This is a genomic window from Paraburkholderia aspalathi (assembly GCF_900116445.1).
Lineage (GTDB): Bacteria > Pseudomonadota > Gammaproteobacteria > Burkholderiales > Burkholderiaceae > Paraburkholderia > Paraburkholderia aspalathi.
Window position 1 is genome coordinate 553,294 of the sequence record NZ_FPBH01000001.1, and the last position, 22,465, is coordinate 575,758.

At 62.0% G+C, this 22,465-nt stretch carries 18 protein-coding genes and 7 pseudogenes; 17 read left to right on the top strand and 8 right to left on the bottom strand.

The annotated features are described in order from the left end of the window. Nucleotides 1-169 precede the first annotated feature (169 nt). A pseudogene (locus BM438_RS44595) lies at nt 170-277 on the bottom strand (transposase domain-containing protein); the annotation flags it as partial. Nucleotides 278-393: 116 nt separating this feature from the next. Between BM438_RS44595 and BM438_RS46915 the strand changes: the two are divergent. The 9 genes and pseudogenes from BM438_RS46915 to BM438_RS02525 all read left to right on the top strand — a co-directional run. Further along, nucleotides 394-540, top strand: a pseudogene (locus BM438_RS46915) (helix-turn-helix domain-containing protein); the annotation flags it as partial. Nucleotides 541-1,158: 618 nt separating this feature from the next. Beyond that, the gene (locus tag BM438_RS02500; protein ID WP_093632721.1) at nt 1,159-1,428 is read left to right on the top strand and encodes a type II toxin-antitoxin system Phd/YefM family antitoxin; all 270 of its coding nucleotides are present in this window, start codon (nt 1,159-1,161) and stop codon (nt 1,426-1,428) included. Next, nucleotides 1,425-1,813: pseudogene (locus tag BM438_RS02505) on the top strand (type II toxin-antitoxin system VapC family toxin). Before BM438_RS02500 ends, BM438_RS02505 begins: the two are co-directional and overlap by 4 nt. A 241-nt stretch (nt 1,814-2,054) precedes the next feature. Beyond that, the gene (locus tag BM438_RS46665; RefSeq protein WP_279630519.1) at nt 2,055-2,261 is read left to right on the top strand and encodes a phage integrase family protein; all 207 of its coding nucleotides are present in this window, start codon (nt 2,055-2,057) and stop codon (nt 2,259-2,261) included. 108 nt (nt 2,262-2,369) lie between these two features. Beyond that, nucleotides 2,370-3,347, top strand: a complete 978-nt coding sequence (locus tag BM438_RS46670) for a hypothetical protein (RefSeq protein ID WP_279630524.1) — start codon at nt 2,370-2,372, stop codon at nt 3,345-3,347. Nucleotides 3,348-3,474: 127 nt separating this feature from the next. Continuing rightward, nucleotides 3,475-3,711, top strand: coding sequence for a tyrosine-type recombinase/integrase (locus tag BM438_RS46675; RefSeq protein WP_279630521.1), 237 nt, complete (start codon nt 3,475-3,477; stop codon nt 3,709-3,711). A 456-nt stretch (nt 3,712-4,167) separates the two neighbouring features. Next, nucleotides 4,168-4,443: a plasmid mobilization protein gene (locus BM438_RS02515; protein ID WP_093632722.1), complete on the top strand. Its 276-nt coding sequence runs from the start codon at nt 4,168-4,170 to the stop codon at nt 4,441-4,443. Then, nucleotides 4,443-4,637 (top strand): hypothetical protein, encoded by a 195-nt coding sequence (locus tag BM438_RS02520; RefSeq protein WP_093632723.1) that lies wholly within the window; start codon nt 4,443-4,445, stop codon nt 4,635-4,637. Before BM438_RS02515 ends, BM438_RS02520 begins: the two co-directional genes overlap by 1 nt. A gap of 9 nt (nt 4,638-4,646) precedes the next feature. Continuing rightward, complete coding sequence (locus tag BM438_RS02525; RefSeq protein ID WP_093632724.1) at nt 4,647-4,982, top strand: hypothetical protein; 336 nt, start codon at nt 4,647-4,649, stop codon at nt 4,980-4,982. Here BM438_RS02525 and BM438_RS02530 read toward each other — a convergent pair. From BM438_RS02530 to BM438_RS02550, 6 genes and pseudogenes are all read right to left on the bottom strand, one after another. Further along, nucleotides 4,971-5,351, bottom strand: coding sequence for a hypothetical protein (locus BM438_RS02530; protein ID WP_093632725.1), 381 nt, complete (start codon nt 5,349-5,351; stop codon nt 4,971-4,973). The genes BM438_RS02525 and BM438_RS02530 overlap by 12 nt on opposite strands. Before the next feature lie 271 nt (nt 5,352-5,622). Beyond that, nucleotides 5,623-6,018, bottom strand: a complete 396-nt coding sequence (locus tag BM438_RS02535) for a hypothetical protein (protein WP_093632726.1) — start codon at nt 6,016-6,018, stop codon at nt 5,623-5,625. Next, complete coding sequence (locus BM438_RS02540) at nt 5,999-6,277, bottom strand: hypothetical protein (RefSeq protein WP_093632727.1); 279 nt, start codon at nt 6,275-6,277, stop codon at nt 5,999-6,001. The genes BM438_RS02535 and BM438_RS02540 overlap by 20 nt, the downstream gene beginning before the upstream one ends. Before the next feature lie 312 nt (nt 6,278-6,589). Then, on the bottom strand, nt 6,590-6,967 hold the full coding sequence (locus BM438_RS02545) for a helix-turn-helix domain-containing protein (protein ID WP_093632728.1): 378 nt from the start codon (nt 6,965-6,967) through the stop codon (nt 6,590-6,592). Nucleotides 6,968-6,972: 5 nt separating this feature from the next. Then, nucleotides 6,973-7,110, bottom strand: a pseudogene (locus BM438_RS45830) (type II toxin-antitoxin system HigB family toxin); the annotation flags it as partial. A gap of 70 nt (nt 7,111-7,180) precedes the next feature. After that, nucleotides 7,181-7,687 (bottom strand): annotated as a pseudogene (locus BM438_RS02550) (LysR family transcriptional regulator); the annotation flags it as partial. A gap of 218 nt (nt 7,688-7,905) precedes the next feature. Here BM438_RS02550 and BM438_RS02560 point away from each other — a divergent pair. The 3 genes and pseudogenes from BM438_RS02560 to BM438_RS02570 all read left to right on the top strand — a co-directional run bounded on the left by BM438_RS02560 (nt 7,906) and on the right by BM438_RS02570 (nt 11,336). Continuing rightward, nucleotides 7,906-9,270 (top strand): 2-hydroxycarboxylate transporter family protein, encoded by a 1,365-nt coding sequence (locus BM438_RS02560; RefSeq protein WP_244179223.1) that lies wholly within the window; start codon nt 7,906-7,908, stop codon nt 9,268-9,270. 38 nt (nt 9,271-9,308) lie between these two features. Beyond that, on the top strand, nt 9,309-10,487 hold the full coding sequence (locus BM438_RS02565) for a CaiB/BaiF CoA transferase family protein (protein ID WP_093632731.1): 1,179 nt from the start codon (nt 9,309-9,311) through the stop codon (nt 10,485-10,487). Between the two features lie 11 nt (nt 10,488-10,498). Beyond that, nucleotides 10,499-11,336: pseudogene (locus BM438_RS02570) on the top strand (HpcH/HpaI aldolase/citrate lyase family protein). A gap of 326 nt (nt 11,337-11,662) precedes the next feature. Here BM438_RS02570 and BM438_RS02575 read toward each other — a convergent pair. Continuing rightward, nucleotides 11,663-12,088 (bottom strand): hypothetical protein, encoded by a 426-nt coding sequence (locus BM438_RS02575; RefSeq protein WP_244179224.1) that lies wholly within the window; start codon nt 12,086-12,088, stop codon nt 11,663-11,665. 301 nt (nt 12,089-12,389) lie between these two features. Between BM438_RS02575 and BM438_RS02580 the strand changes: the two genes are divergently transcribed. The 5 genes and pseudogenes from BM438_RS02580 (at nt 12,390) to BM438_RS02595 (ending at nt 22,358) form a co-directional block, all read left to right on the top strand. Then, nucleotides 12,390-17,840 (top strand): AAA family ATPase, encoded by a 5,451-nt coding sequence (locus BM438_RS02580; protein WP_093632733.1) that lies wholly within the window; start codon nt 12,390-12,392, stop codon nt 17,838-17,840. Continuing rightward, nucleotides 17,824-17,970: pseudogene (locus BM438_RS44600) on the top strand (IS256 family transposase); the annotation flags it as partial. The gene BM438_RS02580 and the pseudogene BM438_RS44600, both read left to right, overlap by 17 nt. Before the next feature lie 374 nt (nt 17,971-18,344). Further along, a complete protein-coding gene (locus tag BM438_RS02585) occupies nt 18,345-19,487 on the top strand; it encodes a sigma-54-dependent Fis family transcriptional regulator (protein ID WP_093632734.1) in 1,143 nt (380 codons plus the stop codon). A gap of 127 nt (nt 19,488-19,614) precedes the next feature. After that, nucleotides 19,615-21,381, top strand: a complete 1,767-nt coding sequence (locus BM438_RS02590) for an NAD(P)/FAD-dependent oxidoreductase (protein WP_093632789.1) — start codon at nt 19,615-19,617, stop codon at nt 21,379-21,381. 197 nt (nt 21,382-21,578) lie between these two features. Next, nucleotides 21,579-22,358: an acetoin reductase gene (locus BM438_RS02595; RefSeq protein WP_093632735.1), complete on the top strand. Its 780-nt coding sequence runs from the start codon at nt 21,579-21,581 to the stop codon at nt 22,356-22,358. The last annotated feature ends 107 nt before the right edge of the window (nt 22,359-22,465 follow it).

Here is a 22,465-nt window from a genome sequence, read left to right on the forward strand (position 1 = left end):
CGTCCGGCTTTATCGGGCTTCCGACCATGCGAAACTTGCGGCGGAAGATGGACACTCCGACAGTCGTCGCGTCCACTTTTTTGGCTGATCTGATGGACACTCCGCAGACGGCGGATCCCAGCATCGTCAAGGCTCCGGCTGATGTCCATTGTTTTTTTCTTGCGCGTAAAGGGAGCAGCGCGCCGTATTCATCGACGGTTTTCGCCAGAGGCAGGCGTTGGAACAGACAGGTGAGGTAGCGATAGGGATCAATGCGGTCGGCGCGAAAGGTCTCCACGTAGCGATGTGGCAACAAACGCATCTCGATTCCAGGCCGTTTAGCCGAGTAATTTTTAAATAGAGCAGGTGTTTCGGATGAAGAGGTTCTGCCGCTGAACGCGGTGCGGGCGTTCCGTGCAGGTTGCGCGCGAACGCCGTGTGACGCGCACCGCCAGGAGTCCGGGCATCACGCAGGGTTCGGTGAGCCGTCATCTCGCCGTGCTGGGAGCGTATCTGGGCGCGAAACTGATTGAGCGGCGCGGCAGGTTCAGTGAACTCACCGAATTTGGCCGTCTGTTTGGGGAAGCCGCGACAGAGCCGCTGGACACGATTCTCTTTACAGCCCAACGCATGCGACGACGCGATGATCGGCCCCGTGGAGCTGGAATACCTGTTTGGCGAGATCAATGCTGAGAATATAGATTTCCATGATGAACCTCCATTCAGACGTCTAATTGACGTCCGTCAGTGTCGCCCGAAGGGAGGCGTCGAGTCCATCTCAGTAAAATCTGGCGGTTTGTTTCTAGAAATCCTTATCGAGCAATGGCTTGAAGAATCGCACTTCAACACGATCAGGTGATATCGCAAAGCCTTGCTGGACGCGGTTGGGCGGGAGGTGACCGCCAGGTTTCGCACGAAAAGTACGACGACCCCATCAGCGCCTGGCGAGCCCGTCTCGCAGCAACAGGCACTTCGGGTGGGGCACCTCTGCCAGACGCGCCGTGTCTGATGAAGTCACACGTGGCTCGCCGGACCCTGAAAAGACGGGCGCACACCATTTCAATGCCGCTAACTGCTGTTAGCGGCATGGCGGGTAATGGATAAAATAGCGGAAAGCCGCGTTACGCATTGCCTTGAATAAGGGATAACCCTTTACACTTAGCTAACTGGGAGAGGCGGATGCTCACGGTCAACATGCACGATCCCAAGTCGAAACTCTCGAGCCTGGTCGAGCGGCTCGAGGTCGGTCAGGAAAACGAGGTCATCATCGCCCGCAACGGCACGCCGGTCGCCTGGCTGGTGCCGTTTGCCGCGCCCCGGCGCATCGGTGCCGCGCGGCATCTGCTCGCCGGCCTCGCGGTGCCGGCCAGCGTCGAGGCGTTCAACGCCGGTGACGACGCGGTTGCCGCCGATTTCGAGGCCAGCGCGCAGCAGGGACTGGCGCCGTGAGGGTGCTGCTCGACACACACATCGCCCTGTGGGCCGCCGAAGGCGCGTCGCTGCTGTCATCCCAGGCAGCCCGCCTGATCGAGGATCCGTCCAATATGCTGCTGGTCAGCGCCGCAGCGATCTGGGAAATCGCCATCAAGCACGCGAAGGGCAACCTGCGCGTGCATCCGCGCGATGCACGCTCGGTGTTCGCCTCGCCGGTTTCGTCGAACTGCCGGTCACCGGCGACCACACGCAGGCCGTGGCGCTGCTGCCGTCCCACGCGGATCACGCCGATCCCTTCGACCGGCTGATGATCGCCCAGGCGCTGCACGAGGGGATGGCGCTGCTGAGCGCCGACCCGAAGGTCTGGCGCTATCACCCGACACTGATGCTGCCCGCCTGACGGCCCCGGATCCGCGTCATGGCCAACCGTCCTTAGCAACTGACCGTGCCGCCGCCGCGCACGTATTCGCGCACCGAGTTTGCGGCGCTACGTGCGTGCAGGGCATCCCCATCGCGAAAATCGCGCGGCTGTATTTCGACAGCGACACCACGCCGTATCCCGACGACCCCGAGCAGATCGAGCGGTTCCTGCGCACGATGCGCGACGATCTCGTGCAGCTGGCCGTCTCCATGGCTCGCCCGTGCTGGCCGCCCACCTGCGCGCCTCGATCGCAAAGCACGGCAGTGCGCGCCTCGCTCGTGCCTCGCTGCAGATGGTCGAGCAGGCAGCCGGACTCGCCGTCGCGGCGCCGCTGACCGGCCACGCCCTCGGCCTGTGGTTCCACCCGCTGATCGCGCGCCATTTCACCGTCGCGGGCATCGGCACGCTCGCTGAGCTGGCGACGTAAGCGACCGCCGCGGCGGCAGCCGGTGGCGATCAGTGCCGCGCATCGGCTTCGGCCGCGCGCGCGTGATCGTCGCGTGGCTGCGACGGCACGCCGGGACTGGAGGTGACGGTGGCGGCCGACGTCGATGCCGCGGAGCCCCTCGTGGCACCGGGCGATACCGTGGTGATCGGACCGGCCAGCGGGCAGCCCGTGCCACTCGAGCGTATGGCCCTGCCGCACCCGCTGTCCGGCGCAGACGGGCCCCACCTCGGCGCCGACCGTGCGCCCGTGTTCCCGTACAACCGGGCCCGCCACGACCTCGACGCGGTGCGGGCGTATCTCGCCGGCTATGCCGGACAGACGGCCACCCAGCGCGCGTATGTGCGCGAGCTCGAGCGGCTGGTGCTGTGGGCGACGCCGAAGCGCGGCGTGGCGCCGTCGTCGCTGACGGTTGAGGACTGCGAGGCCTACGAGGCCTTTCTGGCGGCGCCGGCGGCCCCCTTTACCGGCCCGCCGGTGTCGCGCCAATCCGGCCGGTGGCGTCCGTTCGCGCCGGGCGGCCTGTCGGCGGACAGCCAGCGGTACGCGGTCCGTGCGATCCGGGCCGCGTTCGACTGGCTGGTCGACGTCTGGTATCTGGCCGGCAATCCGTGGCGGGCCGTGAAGGATTCGCGGGCCGTCCGGCGCGCGCAGAAAATGAAGACCGATCGCGCGCTGCCGATCGACCTGTGGACACGCGTGCGCGTCCTGCTGGCTGACCGGAGCAATGACCTTGGGCCCCAGGCGGAGCGCTGGCCCGCGGCGCGCGCGCTGCTGCTGCTGCTGATGGGCGATGCGGGCCTGCGGATCGCCGAGGCTGCGGCGACCCGGCGTCCGGCGCTCGGGTGGCTGCTGGCCGACGTAGAGGTGCCCGCAACGTGGCTGCCGCAGGTCATCGGCAAGGACGACCGGGAGCGGTTCGTCCCGGTGAGCGAATGGGTGCGTCGCCGCGCAGCAGGCGCACTGGCGCGATCGCGGACTCGACTTCGGTGCGAACCTCGATGCGCCGGACGCGGACGCCGCGCTGGCCGCGCCGCTCGTCATCCCGGGGACGACCCGGACCCGTAGGAAGTTCGAACTGGAAGCGGGCAGGGAGGAGGGCCCGGGTGGTGACCCAGGCGCCGCTGGCGGACCGGTATTCCGTGCGCGGCGCAAGGGGACTCACCAGCAGGGAGATCCGTCAGGTATTGAACACCTGACGGATCTCGACGAGTGCGGGCGCCGGCAACTCGCCCGCACGTCACCGCATGCGCGGCGGCATACGTTCGACACGCAGCCGGTTGCCGCCGACGTTCCGTTCGATATCGTGCACCGGATCACGGGGCACGCGTCACTGCAGACCACCACAATCTACGTGACCGCCGAGCAGAGGCGGATGCGCGCGGTGGTCGCAAAGTATCATGCGCGGCTGACCGGCTCCGGACAGAAATAACCGGCCCGGTGGGTTTTGCCAGGGTCACCCGGCCGGGGTGCCCTTTCATGATGCGTGAGCCAGTTCGTCAAGGACCCTGACGATGCTCTGCTCATAGGAAGGTATTCCGTATCCTTCGCGCGGGTTATGGTACGGAAAAGTACAGGCGCAGATTGATCACCTGCTCGTCGATAATGACCAGTACCGTCGAACCCTTACGCGTGGTACGCGGCGCGGAGGACCATCCCGGCAAGTCCCGTGGCCCTCATCTCCTTGCCCGGGGCCCGGCAAGGCGACGGTTAGCCAAAGTCAAACCGTTTTACCAGGAACACCTGTCCGTCACGAGGTCAAGAACCTGACCAATGCAGCCGATATCAGGCTCATGCGTTTCACGAAGTGCCCTCATCCGAACGATTGACTTTACAACAGATGCGCCTAGAATGTACATAACATGTCCATGTACATAGGAGCAAAGAAATGGCAACTGCAACAGAGCGGATCGTCGTCCAGGTGACGGCGGTTCAGAAGCGGGCGATTGCGAATACCGCGAAGCGCCTCGGGCTTAACGTAAGCGAGTTGATGCGCCAGGCGGCACAAGGCTTCACACCGTCCGAGGATGAGCAGGATATGCATGCGTTGATCGCGCGCGTGAACGCGTCCACACGCGAAGCGAACGAAGCGCTGGACGACGCGCTTGCGTTCGTCGCGGAGTCGAACAGACGAATCGCGGCGATGGCGGAAGGCGAGCACTGATGGGCGTGACAGACAAGGTGTGGGACGCGCTCACAACCGTTATCAAGATGAACGACAAGGTGGTGTCGCTGGCTGGCACGGTAAAGGATCAGCAGGCCAGGATTGAGGGCCTGACGGAGCGGGTTATCCGACTCGAAGCAACGTTAGAACTCATGATGCGCGCCGGCGGCGACACGAAAAAACTGCCACGCTGACAGGAAAAGATGAAAGCACATAGCAACGCTGAGAAGTTGGTTCGCTGGCTGCGGCAGCATCAGCCTGCCACGGTCGCGCAGATCGCAGCTAACCGCGTGCTGAATTCGCGAGACGCCTCGGATGCGATCCAGTACGGCTTGCGTCATGGCGTGTTCGAGCGTACGGCGCGGCCAGGCATGCGAGCGAACGAGCGTGTCCAGTACCGCTTGACGGGACAACCGTTGCCGGCACGCAAAGCAGCGCCGGCTCCTTCTTTCGATGGATTGCTCGAAGCGTGGGGCATTGCCAGCACGCCGCCGCGCCTGGCAGCCCCCACTTCCCGGAAGCTGCAGTTAACCGACTAACACTGACTGGAAAGGAGCGATCGACTCGACTGAACCCGGCACCGTTGTCCCTGCCGTTCTGCCATCGATTCGGCCCTTTCGATCCCACAGATCAACTTTGGTCCAGTGGTCGTCGTCGAAGTCGAAGTACGCCATACGTATTTCCGGATGCGCCCCGGCTACGAACTTCTGTTGACTGTTTAGCACGCTCGCGTGTGCGGTTTGTTCGTTGGCGGGATCCTTGACCGTCTTTATCTCGCTCGAATGTTCCGGGAATTCAGCCTCCAGCCATTTGTATGCCGTGGTCGATGCCTTCTTCGCGTCATGTTTTTTGCCGCTCGCCAAATCATCGAAATAGATGGTCGACGTGAACAAGGGAGAATGCAGCATGTGCAGTCGATTCCAAGAAGTAGCGCAGATTCATCTTGGCCTGAATCCGATGCTGACGATGACGTAAGGCCAAGGGTATGGTACGTCGTCATCTGCGACAGGAAACGAATGAAGATTCACATTTTTTCGTCGGCCACTGCATGATGTTCGACAGCAGATACGTAGCATCGCGGGCGTTCGCGAAGGAAGCGCCGTAACGCGTTTCCGCCTCCGTGACCATCACATGTTCCCGCTCCGAGTAACTTTCGATGCCCATGGTCTCGTCGTCTTCCTACACAAAAATACACAGATCTGTCTTCGGGAAGTCGAGTCCCAATGCCTCGCGGAAAGCCGCCACGGCCGCAGGTTTATCGGATCCCACATCCTGGATCCGCTGCGTCATCTTCTCGGCGGCTGAGTACCAGCCGTTCGTGTGGAGGGCGTCACGGTAGGTCTGCGCGACCTGTGACTGCGACAGCGCGACCGGTAGCACCATCCATCCTCTGGGAAGCGTCAGCTTTAACTGCAGAACGCCGACCGGGACGTTCGTCATTCCAAGAACAGCGGGGAATCTTCCGCCGAAGTCACGCTTCCAATAGTCCCCCACCTCTGGGTAGGCGGCTATTTCTCGCGGGACAACGTGTGCATGGTCGAAATCGTTGTTTAATTCAGTGATATTGCTGGTCATGCGCGTCGGCATCTGCCCGGGCGGAAAGACTCGGTGCGTTCTCTAAGTGACGCCAGCGCACGTGCAGCAATTCGTGATAGACCTGATGAGCGTCGCAGCGAGCGGGATAATAAATCTTCCCGATCTGCTCGTTGTGGTGCCAATCTGCGGTCGCGAGTTGATCGCCGTTCCCCGTATATGGGCTGGTTTTACCCGGAAAGCACTCCACCCGTGCGCCGGCCGCTGAGATCTCCGTGAAGCGCGACAGCACAGGGTCCATTCGGCCCGTCAACCCATCCCCGAGTTGATCGATGTCAATGTTCTTCCTTTGGAGTTTTCCGGCTACGAACGATGTACCTTGAAGCGGCTGAGCGACCCCCTGAGGCGGCGTCTACCAAAGTCAAGGACGTGCACGCGTTCGCCTTTGGTCGCGACATGTCAAAATCGTCTCAGGTGGACGCCCCGGCTTTCAATGTTAATCGCCTGTTCTTCAAAGACTAGCTCGTACACCGCCACGTCACCGATCGTAAAGAGCGGTGTGTCGCCCACAGCCACGTAGAATCCAAGAACGTTCTGTGGCCAATCTAAGAGTTCAGGTTTCTGCATCGTTTTCCGATCCAATAAGTACTTCAGCGCGAATTTTCAATTCGCGATTCAAGCGGCGAATCATCGAGAGGCTTAGTCCGCGTTTCCGACCGAGTACTTCGTAGACCCGATTCAGGTTGCCTATAAAGGGTTGCATGTCGCTGGCCGAGAGCCAAGCCTGCTCCATGCGAAATTTGATGGCCTCGATAGGATCGGGAAGATCAAGCGGAAAATGCTCAGCCTCGTAACGCTCGACCCGGGTCGCCAGAATTTCGAGCCGATCTCCATCTGGCGTACCAGGTGCGGGGTCGGCGTCGACCAGGTCAGATACGATCTGCAACGCGTCCTTGTAGTCGCGTTCGTTATGGATTGGGCGGATTTCCATCTTGGCTACTCCGGTTCAACAGTTTCGGCATCGATCCTGTCGTACTCACCGTGCGTCCCAATAAACTTGATGTAGACGACACCGATGCGATAAGCGACTGCGACGATGAGCCTGTAGTCGTTTCCCTTGATGTTGAATATCACGTCCACGCCGCGTTGGGCATCGTTTCGAGCAGATCGCCTCGTCGTATATCTCCGGGCACACCAGATGCCCGCCGGTCACATACAGCTCCTCGTCGAACAACGGCATAACCGAGATGCCGCGCGTTTCCGAATCGCGGAACAGCATCGCGAGATCGAGTCGGCCGTTGGCGAGCAATTCGCTGATGTAGCCGCTCATGCTCTCGAAGATCTGCAAGCGGATGCCGGGATACTGCTCGCGCACGCGTTGGAACAGAGGCACGGCGAGGATCGCGGCAATCGTTGTCGGAAAGCCCACCGCGACCGGCCCTGCCTCGCTGCCGCTGCCGTCGCGCACCTCTTCGCGAATCTGCTCCATCTGCCGCAGCACGAGGCGCGCATGGCGATATAGCGTCTTGCCGGCCGCGGTCGGCGTCACGCCCTGTGCGCTGCGAATCAGCAACTGCGTCTGCAATTCCTCTTCGAGCGTGCGTAGCTGCTGACTGAGCGACGGCTGTGCGATCAGCACCCGCTCGGCCGCTTTCGACAGGCTGCCGTTATCGACGATGGCGACGAAGTTGCGCAGTTGCCGGATATCCATGAGCGAAGGGGCTAAAAGAGAAAGTCATAGCGTACTGCTATACGTGCCGCGACGGAACGCCGAAATACGCGCATTTTTTTGGCCGATGAGAACATCTCCAGCACCGTCCCATAGGTCATCCATATACCCGTATCCGAATTCACTATTTCCTCTTGGACGCTTTGCGCGCCTATAGTTAGCGCCAGAAAATGCATAAATCGGAGGCAAAGCAGATGCAGATGCGCGAACGCACCCGGCTCGGCGCGACCGAGCATGCGCCCTCGAGCGACTTCCCCTCGACCGGCACGGCGCGCCCGTTGCGCCATGCGTGGTGGCGACTGATGGATATACGCATCGGCATTGTGCCGCTGCCCGTGCACATGGTGCTGGCCCTCGCTCTGATCGCGACGGCGATATCCGGCAAGCTCTCGGCCGAACTCTCGCCGATCATCGCGTTGCTTGCAGTGTGCAGTTTCACGTGCATGGAGATCGGTCAGCGCATTCCGGTGTTCCGTAGCATTGGCGGCCCGGTGATTTTGGTGACGTTTCTGCCGTCTTACCTGGTCTTCACGCACGCCTTGCCGACGTCAGTGGTAAAGCCAATCGTCGACTTCTGGAAGGCAGGCAACTTCCTGTACCTGTTCATTCCCGCGATCATCGTCGGCAGCATTTTGAGCATGGACCGCAAGGTGCTGATCGACGGCTTCGTGCGTATCTTTGTGCCGCTGGGGGTAGGCTCGCTGGTCGCAGGTGTAGTCGGCACAGCGGTCGGCACGATGCTCGGCATGGACGTATTCCATACCGTCTTCTTCGTCGTGATCCCGGTCATGTCAGGCGGTCTTGGCGAGGGCGTGATTCCGCTCACGCTCGGCTATTCGGAAGTGCTGCACCAGCCGGCTGGCGAGTTGCTTGCGCAGGCGTTGCCGGCCGTGATGCTCGGTAACGTGTCGGCGATTGTGTTCTCGGGCGTCCTCAATGCGATCGGCAAGCGCTATCCGTCGCTGACCGGCAACGGCCAGCTGATGCGCTCGGGCAACGACGGCCTGCCTCAGGCCGCAAAGTCCACCGCGCCGATCGATGTGACCGACATCGCCGCGGCAGGCATGATCGCCGTGTGCCTGTACTTCGTCGGCACGCTCGCGCAGAACACGCTGGGCCTGCCGGGTCCCGTCTTGATGCTGGTGCTTGCGGTTGCGGCAAAGGCGTTCTTCGTTTTTTCGCCCCGCCTGGAACAGGGCTCGGGCGTGGTCTACAAATTTTTCGCGACGGCGGTAACGTATCCGCTGCTGTTCGCAATCGGCGTGGTCATCACGCCATGGCAGAAGATCATCGCTTCGTTCAACGTGCCGACGCTCGTGACGATCGTCGCGACCGTGGCTACGCTGATGGCGACCGCTTTCGTTATCGGGCGCCGCATGAACATGTACCCGATCGACGCTGCCATCGTCGTGGGCACACACAGCGGCATGGGCGGCACCGGCGACGTCGCCATCCTCACCTCCGCTAACCGCATGCGCCTAATGCCGTTCGCCCAGATTGCCACCCGTATCGGCGGCGCAATCACGATCACGCTGAGCCTCATCGTGCTCGCCAAGATCGTCTGAGGCCGCCAGTCTTTCACTCTCATCCGGAGATTGTCGTCATGAGGCCCCTCGATGGCATCAAGGTCATCGCGCTCGAACACGCCATTGCGGCGCCGTTCTGCACCCGTCAACTGGCCGACCTCGGCGCCCGCGTAATCAAGATCGAACGCCCCGGCGTGGGCGACTTCGCCCGCGCGTACGATGCGCGGGTCGAAGGTATGTCGTCGCACTTCGTGTGGACCAACCGTTCGAAGGAAAGCCTTTCGCTCGACCTCAAGCAGCCGGTCGCGCAGGACATGCTGCACCGCCTGCTGGCCGACGCCGACGTGCTCGTGCAGAATCTCGCGCCGGGCGCCGCCGACCGGCTCGGCTTGTCGTACGAAGCGCTGGCCGAGAAGTATCCGCAGATTATCGTTTGTGGCATTTCAGGCTACGGCCCCGACGGCCCTTATCGCAACAAGAAGGCGTACGACCTGCTGATCCAGAGCGAATCTGGTTTCCTGTCGGTGACCGGCTCGCCCGAAGCATCGGCAAAGGCCGGCTGCTCGATTGCCGATATTGCGGCCGGCATGTACGCGTACACCAATATCCTGTCCGCGCTGCTGCAACGTCAGAAGACCGGCCGCGGCTGCCGTATCGACGTATCGATGCTCGAATGCATGGTCGAGTGGATGAGCTTCCCGCTGTATTATGCGATCGACGATCAGACTCCGCCGCTGCGCGCAGGCGCCTCGCACGCGACGATCTTTCCGTACGGGCCTTTCCCTGCCGGCGACGGCAAGACCGTGATGCTCGGCTTGCAGAACGAACGCGAGTGGAAGGTGTTCTGCGAGAAGGTGCTCGAGAAGCCCGAACTGGCCGACGACGCGCGCTTCCGCTCGAACCCGCTGCGGATCGATAATCGCGATACCTTGCGCAGCATCATCAACGACGTGTTCATGCATCTGAGTGCGGCACAGTTGGTCGCGCGTCTCGACGCGATCGGCATCGCCAACGCCAATCTGAACTCGATGCACGACGTGTGGCAGCACTCGCAGTTGGCAGCACGCGGCCGCTGGGCACAAGTGCAAACGCCAAACGGTCCGGTCGCTGCGCTGCTGCCGCCAGGGATACCGGCGTCGTTCTCGCCTCGCATGGATCCGATTCCCGCAGTGGGGCAACACACCGACGCGATTCTCGCCGAGCTGGGCCTGACAGCCGCACAGATCGCCGCGATGCACGCAGAGCACACGGTCTGATGCCGAAACAGATGCCGACCATGTCATACCGTTCTTGGTTGTTCGTGCCGGGTAATCGCCCTCAGCGTTTCACGAAGGCGCTCGCCGCCGGCGCAGACGCGGTGATTGTCGATCTCGAAGATGCCGTGCCGCCCGCCGACAAAGTCGCAGCACGCGCGCAAGTCCACGAGTGGCTTGCTGAAAACGCGCCCGACGACCCGGCATCGGCCACGCCAGTGTATGTGCGTATCAACGCGGTCACGACCGACTGGTTCGTCGACGACGTGCAGCGCGCTTGGCGCGCTGCCGCGCGTGGCCGGTCTGGTAGTGTCGAAAGCGGAGGATGCCGCCACGCTGATTGCTGCGCTCACCGACGCCCACGACGCCTTGGGTATCGTGCCGTTAATCGAGACCGCGCGCGCGTTTGCCGCGCTCGATGCGATTGCGGGCGCGCCACGTGTCGAGCGCCTGATGTTCGGCACGATCGATTTCCAGCTCGATATAGGCGTCGAAGGCAACGGCGACGAGTTGCTCTACTTCCGTTCGCGACTGACGCTTGCGTCGCGAATCGCTGGCATTGCCGCGCCCGTCGATGGCGTTACCACCGTGTTCGATGACGTGACCGTCATCGAGCAGGAAGCGCGGCGCGCGAGACGCTTGGGATTTCGCGGCAAGCTATGTATACATCCGAAGCAGATTGCCGCTGTGCATGCCGCGTTCGCGTGGCGTGACGACGAGGTGGCGCAGGCACGACGTGTGGTCGAAGCGGGCGAAGCGAGCGGCGGTGCGGCCGTCGCACTCGACGGTAAGATGATCGACACGCCCGTCCTTATAAAAGCACGCGAGATTTTGGCGAGCTTGCCGCACTGATTCGCTAACCTATCCACCGGAGCTGCCCCCGGCCCGCAGACTGAGAAGACTTTCGGCCGACTCGACGCGTATGGATCTCAGCGCCAAGGACCGGTGTGCTCCTTCTTGCTAGGGTCAACTCGGGACTGAACGGAAGGCGGCTTGGGGTCGAACCCAGCCTTTCGGCAAATATTGAGCACTAGAACCGAACGACTTCAGTGCTACGCCGTGTCCGGCTGGCGTGCAAGCGTTCGATAGATGGTCGGGCGCATCCCGTCAACATGCCAGCAACGTGACAGTACCGTTGGCGCACACAACGCGCTTTTCCACCAACCTTGGCAGTCGATTCAGCGGGCTGCGCAGGCCGCAGCCAAGTCTTCCAAGGCAGTCCCTACCGCCTTGTACACCGTGATTTCGTTTGCCGACTTGCGACCGATGCTGCTTTCTGCAAAGTTGCTCAAGTCGCGCGAGAATTTTTTCTGCACCGAAGACGCCGGCATAAGAGGCTCAGGCAGGTCACCGGCCTTAGCGAGGGCCTCGTCCGTGTCAATGAAGACGGATGTGCCGAGGTAGCAGTCGTTGTCGCTTTCCCGCATGGCAGGTATAAAGGCGCCGATCAGGTCGAGGTGAGTACCAGGGCGCAACCAATTCCCGTGAATCAACGGACTGGTCGAAAGCGTGGCGCAGGAGACAATGTCAGCTTGAGCTGCTTCAGAACAAAGAGCGCCTCTGCAGCGAACCTCCGCGGCACGGTTCGGGCCGGGTTTAGCCACGGCGCCGAAGCCGCGTCGGTGGCGCGCCAGGCCCCACCCATTCGACGGCACAGCCCGGGTAGCGTGCAGGTCCTCACCGCGCCCGCCGACCCAATCCCAATGGCGGCAGGTCGCCGAGGTGTATCCTGACGAGACGCTTGCGGCGGTAGAACGTTGCAGCCCATAGCGATGCCCTCGCACCACTTGCGTTTCGAGCGCACTCGGTCCGTTTACGCGGACATTAACGTCCGCTTAATCATCAATAGGCGGCAGTCTGACGGCAGAGTGCGACAGATAAACGCCTACGTACGGTTCCGACGCGATGCATAACAGCTTTCAGATCCTGTGGGACGATGGCGAGCGCGTCTTCACTCGAGGACGCCGGCGCCCGGACGATGGCGATGGCGGCGGCGACGACAACGTCCTGATTGCGCGGCCCGCCGCCGAACATCCTCCACTCGGCGTCCTCGAACGCCTTGCGCACGAGTTTGGATTGAAGGGCGAACTCGACGGCGGGTGGGCAGTGCGGCCACTGGAGCTCGTGCGCGAAGGCGGCCGGACTCTGCTGGTGCTCGAGGATCCCGGCGGTGAGCCGCTCGCGCGGCTGCTCGGCGCGCCCATGGAAGTGGGAAATTTTTTGCGGCTCGCCACCGACATCGCTGTGGTGCTGGGCAAGCTCCATCAGTGTGGCCTCGTCCATAAGGACCTCAAGCCGGCCCATATCATGGTGAACTGCGCGGACGGCCAGGCGCGGCTCACCGGCTTCGGCATCGCCTCGCGGCTCCCGCGCGAACGACAGGCGCCCGAGCCGCCCGAGACCATCGCCGGCACGCTCGCCTACATGGCGCCCGAGCAGAGTGGCCGGATGAACCGCTCGATCGATTCGCGCAGCGACCTCTATTCGTTTGGCGTCACGCTCTATCAGATGCTCTCCGGCGTGCTGCCATTTGCGGCCGCCGACCCCATGGAATGGGTGCACTGCCATATCGCCAGAAAGCCGGTGCCGCCCAGCGAGCGGTCGGAGAGGATCCCGGCTCGGGTCTGCCAGATCGTCATGAAGCTGCTCGCCAAGACGGCCGAGGCGCGCTACCAGACCGCGGCCAGCGTCGAGCGCGACCTGCAGCACTGCCTGGCCGATTGGGAGCGTCAGCACCGCATCGATGACTTCCCGCTAGGCGAACACGACACCCCCGACCGGCTGCTGATTCCCGAGAACCTGTATGGGCGGGCGCGCGAGATCGAGAGCCTGCTCGCGTCCTTCGACCGCGTCGTCAGAGGCGGCGCTCCGGAGTTGATACTGGTGTCGGGCTATTCGGGAATCGGCAAATCCGCGCTCGTTCATGAGCTGCACAAGGTGCTGGTGCCGTCGCGCGGGCTCTTCGCCTCCGGCAAGTTCGACCAGTACAAGCGCGACACTCCCTATTCGACGCTGGTGCAGGCTTTTCGGAATCTCGTAAGGCCTCTTCTCGGTAAGAGCGACACCGAACTGGCGAGCTGGCGTGACGCGTTGCTGGAGGCGCTGCGCCCGAATGCACGCCTCATGACCGACCTCATCGCCGAACTGAAGCTCATCATCGGCGACCCACCGCCGGTCCCGGAGCTTGAGCCGCAGCAGGCGCAACGCCGTTTCCAGCTCGTGTTCCGGCGCTTCATCGGCGTCTTTGCCCGACCGGACCATCCGCTGACGCTCTTTCTCGACGATCTGCAGTGGCTCGACGCGGCGACGCTCGACCTGCTCGAGGACCTGCTGAGCCGATCGGACCTGCGACACCTGATAGTGATCGGTGCTTTCCGGGACAATGAGGTCGATGCCCAGCATCCGCTGATGGGCAGGCTCCAGGCGATCAGGAGCACGGGCGCCAGGGTCGATGAAGTCGCGCTGGCGCCGCTTGCCCTTGAGCACATAGAGCAGTTGATTGCGGATGCCCTTCACGGCGAGCCCGAGCGCGTCGCACCGCTGGCGCAGCTGGTGCATGAGAAGACCGCCGGCAATCCGTTCTTCGTGATTCAGTTTCTGCACGCACTTGCGGACGAGGATTTGCTCACCTTCGATTATGACGCGGCGTGCTGGTCCTGGAATCTCGATCGCATTCACGCCAAGGGTTACACCGACAATGTCGTCGACCTGATGGTTGGCAAGGTGACCCGCCTGCCGGCCGACACGCAGCAGGCGTTGCAGCTACTGGCCTGCCTCGGCAACACCGCCGCGATCGCGATGCTTGCGATCGTTCTCGGGACTTCGGAGAAGCAGGTGCATGCGGCGCTGTGGCCGGCGGTCCGTGAGGAACTGATCGAGCGCCTGGAAGGTTCATACCGATTCATCCACGACCGGATCCAGGAAGCTGCCCATTCGCTGATCCCGGAAGCATCCCGCGCCGAGGTCTACCTCCGGATCGGTCGCTTGCTCGCGGCGCACACACCTCCCGAGAAGCGGGACGAGGCGATCTTCGACATCGTCAGTCAGCTCAACCGCGGCGCCGCGCTGATCACCGGGCAGGAGGAACGGGACCAACTCGCGGAGTTCAACCTGATCGCGGGCGAGCGCGCCAAGGGGGCCACTGCCTACGCCGCGGCGCTCGTCTATCTCGTCGCGGGTGGGGCGCAGTTGGCGGAGGATTGCTGGGCGCGACGGCATGCACTGATCTTTGCGCTGGAGCTGAACCGGGCCGAATGCGAATTCCTCACCGGCCAGTTATCGGTCGCGGAAGAGCGATTGGCGGCGCTGTCTAGTCGCGCCACGACTACGGTCGAACAAGCCAAGATTGCGTGCCTGCGCATGGATGTCTGCGCGACCCTCGATCAGAGCGACCGCGCGGTCGCTGTGGGTCTCGACTACCTCCGGCATGTCGGTATCGAGTGGTCCCTGCATCCGAAAGAGGACGCGGTGCCAGGCGAATACAGGCGCATCGGGTCACTGCTAGCGGGCCGGACCATCGAGTCTCTGATCGATTTGCCGCTGATGGAGGACGCGGCAACGCTTGCGACCGTCGAGGTTCTGGGTAAGCTCTTGCCGCCGGCCTTGTCCGCGGATGCGAACCTGGCTTCCCTGACGATCTGCAAGGCGGTCAGTCTGAGCCTTGAGTGTGGCAACTGCGATGCTTCATGTGTCGCCTATGTTAGGCTCGGCATGGTCGCCGGACCGCGTTTTGGCGAGTACCAGGCCGGAGTCCGTTTCGGCCAGCTCGGCTACGAGCTCGTCGAGCGCCGCGGGCTAAAACGCTTCGAGGCGAGCACCTATCTTTGCTTCGCGCTTTTCGTCGTGCCCTGGATGAAACACGTGCGGGCTTGCCGCGATCTGCTGCGCCGCGCGTTCGAAGCGGCGAACCGGATCGGAGACCTCACGCATGGGGCCTACACATGCAGCAATATGAACACGGACCTGCTCTTCGCCGGCGCGCCGCTGCCGGAGGTGCAAGGCGAAGCCGAACACGGCCTCGCATTCGCCGAGAAGGCGCGGTTTGGCCTTGTCATTGATACTATCACCACGCAACTCGCGCTGATCCGGATGCTGCGCGGCTTGACGCTGAAATTCGGCTGCCTTGACGACGCGCAGTTCAATGAGCTTCGTATCGAACAGCATTTGTCCAGCAATCCGGCCTTGAAGCTCGCTGCGTGCTGGTACTGGATCCGGAAATTGCAGGCGCGCTATACGGCGGGCGACTATGCGACCGCCCTGGACGCCGCATCGAAGGCGCAACGGCTGCTCTGGACCTCAACCTCAAACTTTGAGGAAGCCGACTTTCACTTTTACGCCGCACTGGCCCGAGCCGCCAGGTGCGACTGCGCACCAGCCGAGGAGCGACTGCAGCACCTGGACGCTGTGGCTGTGCATCACAGGCAACAGGAGATCTGGGCGGAAAACTGTCCGGAGAATTTCGAGAACCGCGCCGCGCTGGTCGGTGCCGAGCTCGCCCGCCTGGAGGGGCGCAATTTCGATGCTGAGCGTCTGTACGAACAGGCTATTCACTCGGCCCAGGCAAACGGCTTTGTTCACAATGAGGCGCTCGCCAATGAACTCGCGTCCCGCTTCTACGCGGCACACGGTTTTGAGAAAATTGCCCGTGTGTATTTGCAGGACGCCTGCTACTGCTACATGCGTTGGGGAGCCGACGGGAAGGTACGGCAACTTGAGGAAGCGTATCCGTACCTTAGGACTGAAAAGTCCGCGCCCGCCCCGACGAGCACAATCGCGACGACGGTTGAACAGCTCGACCTCGCCACTGTGATCAGGGTGTCGCAGGCTGTGTCGGGCCAGATCGTGCTGGAGAAGCTGATCAAGACGCTCATGCGCACGGCGATCGAACAGGCCGGCGCCGAGCGCGGCCTGTTGATTCTGCCACGCTGCGGTGAGCAGCGCATCGCCGCAGAAGCTACGACCGGAGGCGACACGTTCAACGTGCAACTGTACGACGACCCCGTCACCGCGACGGTGCTGCCGGAGTCGGTCCTTCACTATGTCCTGCGCACCCGGGAGAGCGTCATTCTCGACGATGCCACAGCCGAGCCCCCGTTTGCTTCGGATCCTTACATCCGTGGGCAACGCGCCCGTTCCATTCTCTGCCTGCCCCTGATGAATCAGGCGAAGCTCATCGGTGCGCTGTACCTCGAAAACAATCTGACCACGCGCGTCTTCGCGCCTGCCCGGATTGCGGTGCTTCGGCTCCTTGCTTCCCAGGCGGCGACTTCGCTCGAGAATACCCACTTGTACCGCGACCTCGAACAACGCGAAGCGAAGATCCGGCGCCTCGTCGACGCCAACATCATCGGTATTTTCATATGGGATTTCGACGGTCGCGTTCTAGAGGCCAACGACGCGTTTCTGCGCATCGTGGGATACGAGCGCGAGGACCTCATGGCGGGCCGGCTGCGCTGGACGGATCTCACCCCACCGGAATGGCTCGACCGTGACTTGCGCCAGTGGATACCAGAACATAAAGTGAACCGGCGCCTGGAACCGTTCGAAAAGGAGTATTTCCGCAAAGACGGCAGCCGCGTGCCCGTGCTGATTGGCGTCGCCACGTTCGAAGAAGGCGGAAAGGAGGGCGTCGCTTTCGTGCTCGATCTGACGGACCGCAAGGAAGCGGAGCACCGCTTGCAGGAGTCCTACGAGATGCTGCGGGAGCTCACCTCCCGTCGCGAGACGGCTCGGGAGGAAGAGCGCAAGCACATTGCTCGGGAAATGCACGACGAACTGGGACAACACCTGACCGCGCTTCGTATGGGGGCGTCGGTATTAGCTATGCGGTTTGGCGACGGCCACCCCCAGCTCGTCGAACAGGTCCGGGCATTGACCTCCCTCGTGGACACCACCATGCAGGTTGTCCGGGGCGTCATCGCGTCGCTACGCCCTGCTGCACTCGACGCAGGCATTGTGGCTGCGCTCGAGTGGCTCGCTGCCGAGTTCAACCGCAATCCGTGCACAGTGTGTCGCCTCCACTTGCAGGATGAGACTCTCGTGCTGAGCGAGGACCGGGCTATCGTGCTGTTTCGCGTCGTCCAGGAGGCTCTGACCAATGTTGCCCGTCACGCTGCGGCCACGCAGGTCACCATCACGCTCGAGCGAACGCCGGATGCCTGTCTGCTGGAAGTACGGGATGACGGAAAAGGATTCGATCCTCTGGAGATCAGAAAAAGATCGTTCGGGCTGGCGGGGATGGGGGAGCGCGTCCTGATGCTGGGTGGTCAAATCGATCTTGTCAGTTCGCCGGGAAACGGCACCACAATCAAGGTATGTCTTCCCTTCAATAAGGGTGTGCTCGTTCCCGACCGATGAGGCCGTCACCAAACTGTTTTACCTGGCCCTGAACAACATCAGCAAGAAGTGGACGATGCCGATCCGCGACTGGAAGGCCGCACTGAACCGCTTCACGATCCAGTTCGAAGAGCGGCTGGTGCCGGGTTAAACCTCAACCCGTTTACACAAAATTCCGGACACCTCCACGAGAAATGAGGATCGCCTTGCCCAAGTTCACCACTTCGCCGATCGTCACAACTCGATAACGTCGTGCCAACTCCCGCGCCCTGATCCAAAACAAGACTTTTTCAACACAATCCAACCGGCAACTGCCTCTCGTCGCTTCGTTAAACGACGTCGACCTTCGAGCATCGGCCGAAGGTTTGCAGTCGATCTCCTCATCTGAGACGAACGTCTCAATGAGGTCGATGGTGCATTGCGGTGTGATCTCTGCGAAAGCGCGTGGTACAACACTTGAACCAACGAAGTATCGATGTGCCGCGCAAAATGCGCGCGCCGCTATCGGACCGCCGGAGACTCGCCATGCCCTATGTTCCGCAGACCCGACATATCGAACGCGTGCGCAGTGCAATCGAGGCGCGTGCGCCCCGCCCGGGCGACGGTGCGTCGCCCCGACTCGTGTCATCGTACCGGCGTTCGCTCGAACAACATCACCTCGATCCGGGTGCCACGGTCGGGCCCCGTATCCTCACGACGCCGGAGCTTCGCGATGTTCGCCAACGCGAGGAACGGGTGCTGCGCGCATCGGGGCAGTGCCTGTCGCAGCTGCACGAGATGGTGCGAGAAGCTGACTATTGCGTGATGCTTACCGACGCGGCTGGAGTGACGATTGACTATCGCGTCGACCCTGACCGGCGCAACGCGTTCAAGCGCGCGGGGCTGTACCCGGGTTCGTGTTGGTCGGAGCGCGAGGAAGGCACCTGCGGCATCGCGACCGTGCTGCTCGACCGCGAGCCGATCACAGTGCACAAATTCGACCATTTTCGCGCCGCGTTCACTACGCTGACGTGCAGCGCTTCACCGATCTTCGGCCTTTCCGGCGAGCTGATTGGCGTGCTGGACGCATCGGCCGTACTGTCGCCGGACGAACGCGAGAGCCAGCGCCTCGTCAACCATATCGTGCGACAAAGCGCGATTCTGATCGAGAACAGCTATTTTCTCCACGCCACGGCGAACCGCTGGGTGATGCTTGCACACCGCAATCGCCACTACGTGGAATCGCAGCCCGAGATCCTCATTGCCTTCGACGAGCGCGGCTGGGCTGTTGCCGCGAACCGCCGGGCAAGGGAATGCGTGCCGGGCCTCGATCGCTTGCCGTGTGATGCGTCGGAACTCTTCAATACCCGCGTCTTACGGCTGCTCGATGCCCGCATGGGAAGCGACTTTATATCGCTGCGGCTCGCGCGCAGCGGCGAGCCGCTTTTCGCGCGGGTGCGCCAGCCGGTGTTCCAGACGCTGCACCGGCACAGCACACCGGCCGCGGCCCTTGGCGCGCCGAAAGCACCTGTATGCGAAGCCGATATGACCGAACGGCGACGTATCGTCAACGCGCTCACGACGGCCAAGTGGCGCCCGATCGAAGCGGCGAAGCTGCTCGGCATGTCGCGAGCGACACTCTACCGGCGCATCGCAAAGCACGACATTGTGCCGCCGCATCGGCGCTGATTCACTCGGCTTTTAGCGCCCCAATTCCAGTGCGGCCGAGAAACCCGCCTTCAGCAATGTATTGACCATCCGTTCTAATGGAGGAGTAACCGTGGCCGAAGCCAATCCTATCTCTGTCGTAGCAGGCATGCTCGAGCGACTGAACACTGCGCTCGCGAACCGGGACATTCCCGCCGTCGTCGAGTTGTTCCAGCCGGACTGTTATTGGCGTGACCTCGTGAGTCTCACCTGGAACATCAAGACCATGGAAGGTTGCGAACAGATCGCTGCGATGCTGGACGCGCAACTGGATAGCGCCGAACCCTCGAATTTTCGCGTCGCAACGGGTGAGCCCGAAACCGAAGCGGATGGGATCGCGCAGGCGTGGATCACGTTCGAGACGGGCGTTGCGCGCGGCAATGGTTTCATCCGCCTGAAGAACGGCCGGATCTGGACGTTGCTCACGGTGATGAGCGAACTGAAGGGCCACGAGGAGCCGAAGAATTTCAAGCGGCCGATGGGCGCGGAGCACGGCGCGCGCGCTGGCCGAACGAGCTGGAAGGAACATCGCGAGCATGAAAGTGAAACGCTGGGTGTGACGAAGCAGCCGTATTGTCTGATCGTCGGTGGCGGACAGGGCGGCATCGCGCTCGGTGCGCGGCTGCGGCAATTGAACGTGCCGACCATCATCCTCGACAAGAACGACAAGCCGGGCGACGCATGGCGCAAGCGCTACAAGACACTGTGCCTGCACGATCCCGTCTGGTACGACCACATGCCTTATCTGCCGTTTCCCGACAACTGGCCGGTTTTCACTCCTAAGGACAAAGTGGGCGACTGGCTCGAGATGTACACGAAGGTGATGGAGCTGAACTACTGGAGCTCGACCACCTGCAAATCGGCGCGCTACGACGAAGCCGCGAAAGAATGGGTGGTGGAAGTCGAGCGTGGCGGCGAGACGCTGACGCTGCGCCCCAAACAACTCGTGCTTGCAACGGGCATGTCGGGCAAACCGAATATTCCCGCGTTCAAAGGCCGCGACGTGTTCAAGGGCGAGCAGCACCATTCGTCGCAACATCCGGGACCCGATGCGTATCGCGGCAAGAAAGTGGTGGTGATCGGCGCGAATAATTCGTCGCACGACATCTGTGGCGCGCTATGGGAAGCGGGCGTGGACGTCACCATGGTCCAGCGCTCGTCGACGCATATCGTGAAGTCGGAATCGCTGATGGAGCATGCGCTCGGCGATCTTTATTCCGAGCGTGCGGTCGCCTCGGGTATGACGACATGGAAAGCCGACATGACCTTCGCGTCGTTGCCCTACAAGATCCTCCACGAGTTCCAGATTCCCGTCTACGAGAAGATCCGGGAACTCGACGCCGAGTTTTACGCGCGGCTCGAACGCGCGGGTTTTATGCTCGATTTCGGCGACGACGGCTCGGGTCTCTTCATGAAGTATCTGCGGCGCGGCTCGGGCTATTACATCGACGTCGGCGCGTCCGATCTCGTCGCCGATGGCAAGATCAAGTTGAAAAGTGGCGTCGACGTGGTGGAGCTGAAAGCGCATTCGGTGCTGCTGTCAGACGGCACCGAGTTGCCGGCCGACCTCGTTGTCTATGCGACGGGTTATGGATCGATGAACGGCTGGGCCGCCGATCTGATCTCTCGCGAAGTCGCCGACAAGGTGGGCAAAGTGTGGGGCCTCGGCTCCGCTACGACGAAAGACCCGGGACCGTGGGAAGGCGAGCAGCGCAACATGTGGAAGCCGACGCAGCAGCAGGCGCTGTGGTTCCACGGCGGCAATCTGCATCAGTCGCGCCACTACTCGCAGTATCTGTCGCTACAACTGAAGGCGCGCATGGAAGGCATTCCGACGCCCGTATTCGGGCTTCCGAAAGTTCATCACCGGTTGTAACGCGACCGAGGACATTCGGCGCTGAACACAGGTCAAGGTGTCGACAGAGATCAGACATAAAAATTCACTCATGAGGCGATAGGCATGGCGGAACAGCAGTGTGTTTCGCGCATGATGAAAGCGACGGTCCGGCAGCACATTCTTCCTGAGGCAGGGAAATAGGGCTGCCGGATCAAATTTCTACGAAAGGAAATCAGATGACCATTCATACGAAGGTGGCGCTCGTCACGGGCGCCGGGCAAGGTATCGGCCGCGGCATTGCGTTGCGGCTCGCGAGGGACGGTGCCGATCTTGCGTTGGTTGACGTCAACGTAGAGAAATTGGAGGTGGTTGCTGCCGAGATTCGCGATCTCGGCCGACGGGCGACCATCTACGTGGCCGATGTGTCGAAGCGGGACGAAATCTATGCTGCCGTCGAACATGCTGCAGATGAACTAGGCACCCTCGACATCATGGTGAACAACGCCGGTATCGCTCAAGTGCAAGCCCTTCTCGATGTCACACCGGCGGAGGTAGAGCAGATTCTGAAGGTTAACATCGAGGGCGTTCTGTGGGGCATTCAGGCTGCCGCGAAGAAATTCAAGGCGCTTAAAAAGAAAGGAAAAATCATCAATGCGGCTTCAATTGCGGCTCATGATGCATTCGCATTGCTTGGCGTCTATTGCGCAACGAAGTTCGCGGTTCGTGCGTTGACGCAAGCGGCGGCCAAGGAATTGGCGAGTGACGGGATCACGGTCAATGCCTATTGTCCAGGTGTGGTCGGGACGGACATGTGGGTTGAGATAGACAAACGCATGGCCGAAATAACAGGGGTGCCCGTCGGCGAAACATACAAGAAATACGTGGAGGGGATAGCACTAGGTCGCGCTGAAACACCAGACGACGTTGCTGGATTGGTTTCCTACCTGGCCGGACCCGATGCCGACTATATGACTGGACAGGCACCGATGATCGACGGAGGACTGGTGTACCGATAGCGTGCTGGCGCCCGGGTATCTGGCCCGATCGGCCAGTCGCCGGTCGACGCCCGCTCACTCCAAAGCGCCACGTTGACCGACGCGGCTGCGCTCTTTTCGTCCGATTT

What these genes read in the sequence shown, in the direction of transcription:
- BM438_RS02530 (WP_093632725.1), bottom strand. Translation starts at nt 5,351, where the DNA reads ATGCTGCATTCTCCCTTGTTCACGTCGACCATCTATTTCGATGATTTG.
- BM438_RS02585 (WP_093632734.1), top strand. Translation starts at nt 18,345, where the DNA reads ATGCCCTATGTTCCGCAGACCCGACATATCGAACGCGTGCGCAGTGCA.
- BM438_RS02565 (WP_093632731.1), top strand. Translation starts at nt 9,309, where the DNA reads ATGAGGCCCCTCGATGGCATCAAGGTCATCGCGCTCGAACACGCCATT.
- BM438_RS02540 (WP_093632727.1), bottom strand. Translation starts at nt 6,277, where the DNA reads ATGGACCCTGTGCTGTCGCGCTTCACGGAGATCTCAGCGGCCGGCGCA.
- BM438_RS02580 (WP_093632733.1), top strand. Translation starts at nt 12,390, where the DNA reads ATGCATAACAGCTTTCAGATCCTGTGGGACGATGGCGAGCGCGTCTTC.
- BM438_RS02515 (WP_093632722.1), top strand. Translation starts at nt 4,168, where the DNA reads ATGGCAACTGCAACAGAGCGGATCGTCGTCCAGGTGACGGCGGTTCAG.
- BM438_RS02560 (WP_244179223.1), top strand. Translation starts at nt 7,906, where the DNA reads ATGCGCGAACGCACCCGGCTCGGCGCGACCGAGCATGCGCCCTCGAGC.
- BM438_RS02545 (WP_093632728.1), bottom strand. Translation starts at nt 6,967, where the DNA reads ATGGAAATCCGCCCAATCCATAACGAACGCGACTACAAGGACGCGTTG.
- BM438_RS02500 (WP_093632721.1), top strand. Translation starts at nt 1,159, where the DNA reads ATGCTCACGGTCAACATGCACGATCCCAAGTCGAAACTCTCGAGCCTG.
- BM438_RS02525 (WP_093632724.1), top strand. Translation starts at nt 4,647, where the DNA reads ATGAAAGCACATAGCAACGCTGAGAAGTTGGTTCGCTGGCTGCGGCAG.
- BM438_RS02535 (WP_093632726.1), bottom strand. Translation starts at nt 6,018, where the DNA reads ATGACCAGCAATATCACTGAATTAAACAACGATTTCGACCATGCACAC.
- BM438_RS02520 (WP_093632723.1), top strand. Translation starts at nt 4,443, where the DNA reads ATGGGCGTGACAGACAAGGTGTGGGACGCGCTCACAACCGTTATCAAG.
- BM438_RS02590 (WP_093632789.1), top strand. Translation starts at nt 19,615, where the DNA reads ATGCTCGAGCGACTGAACACTGCGCTCGCGAACCGGGACATTCCCGCC.
- BM438_RS02595 (WP_093632735.1), top strand. Translation starts at nt 21,579, where the DNA reads ATGACCATTCATACGAAGGTGGCGCTCGTCACGGGCGCCGGGCAAGGT.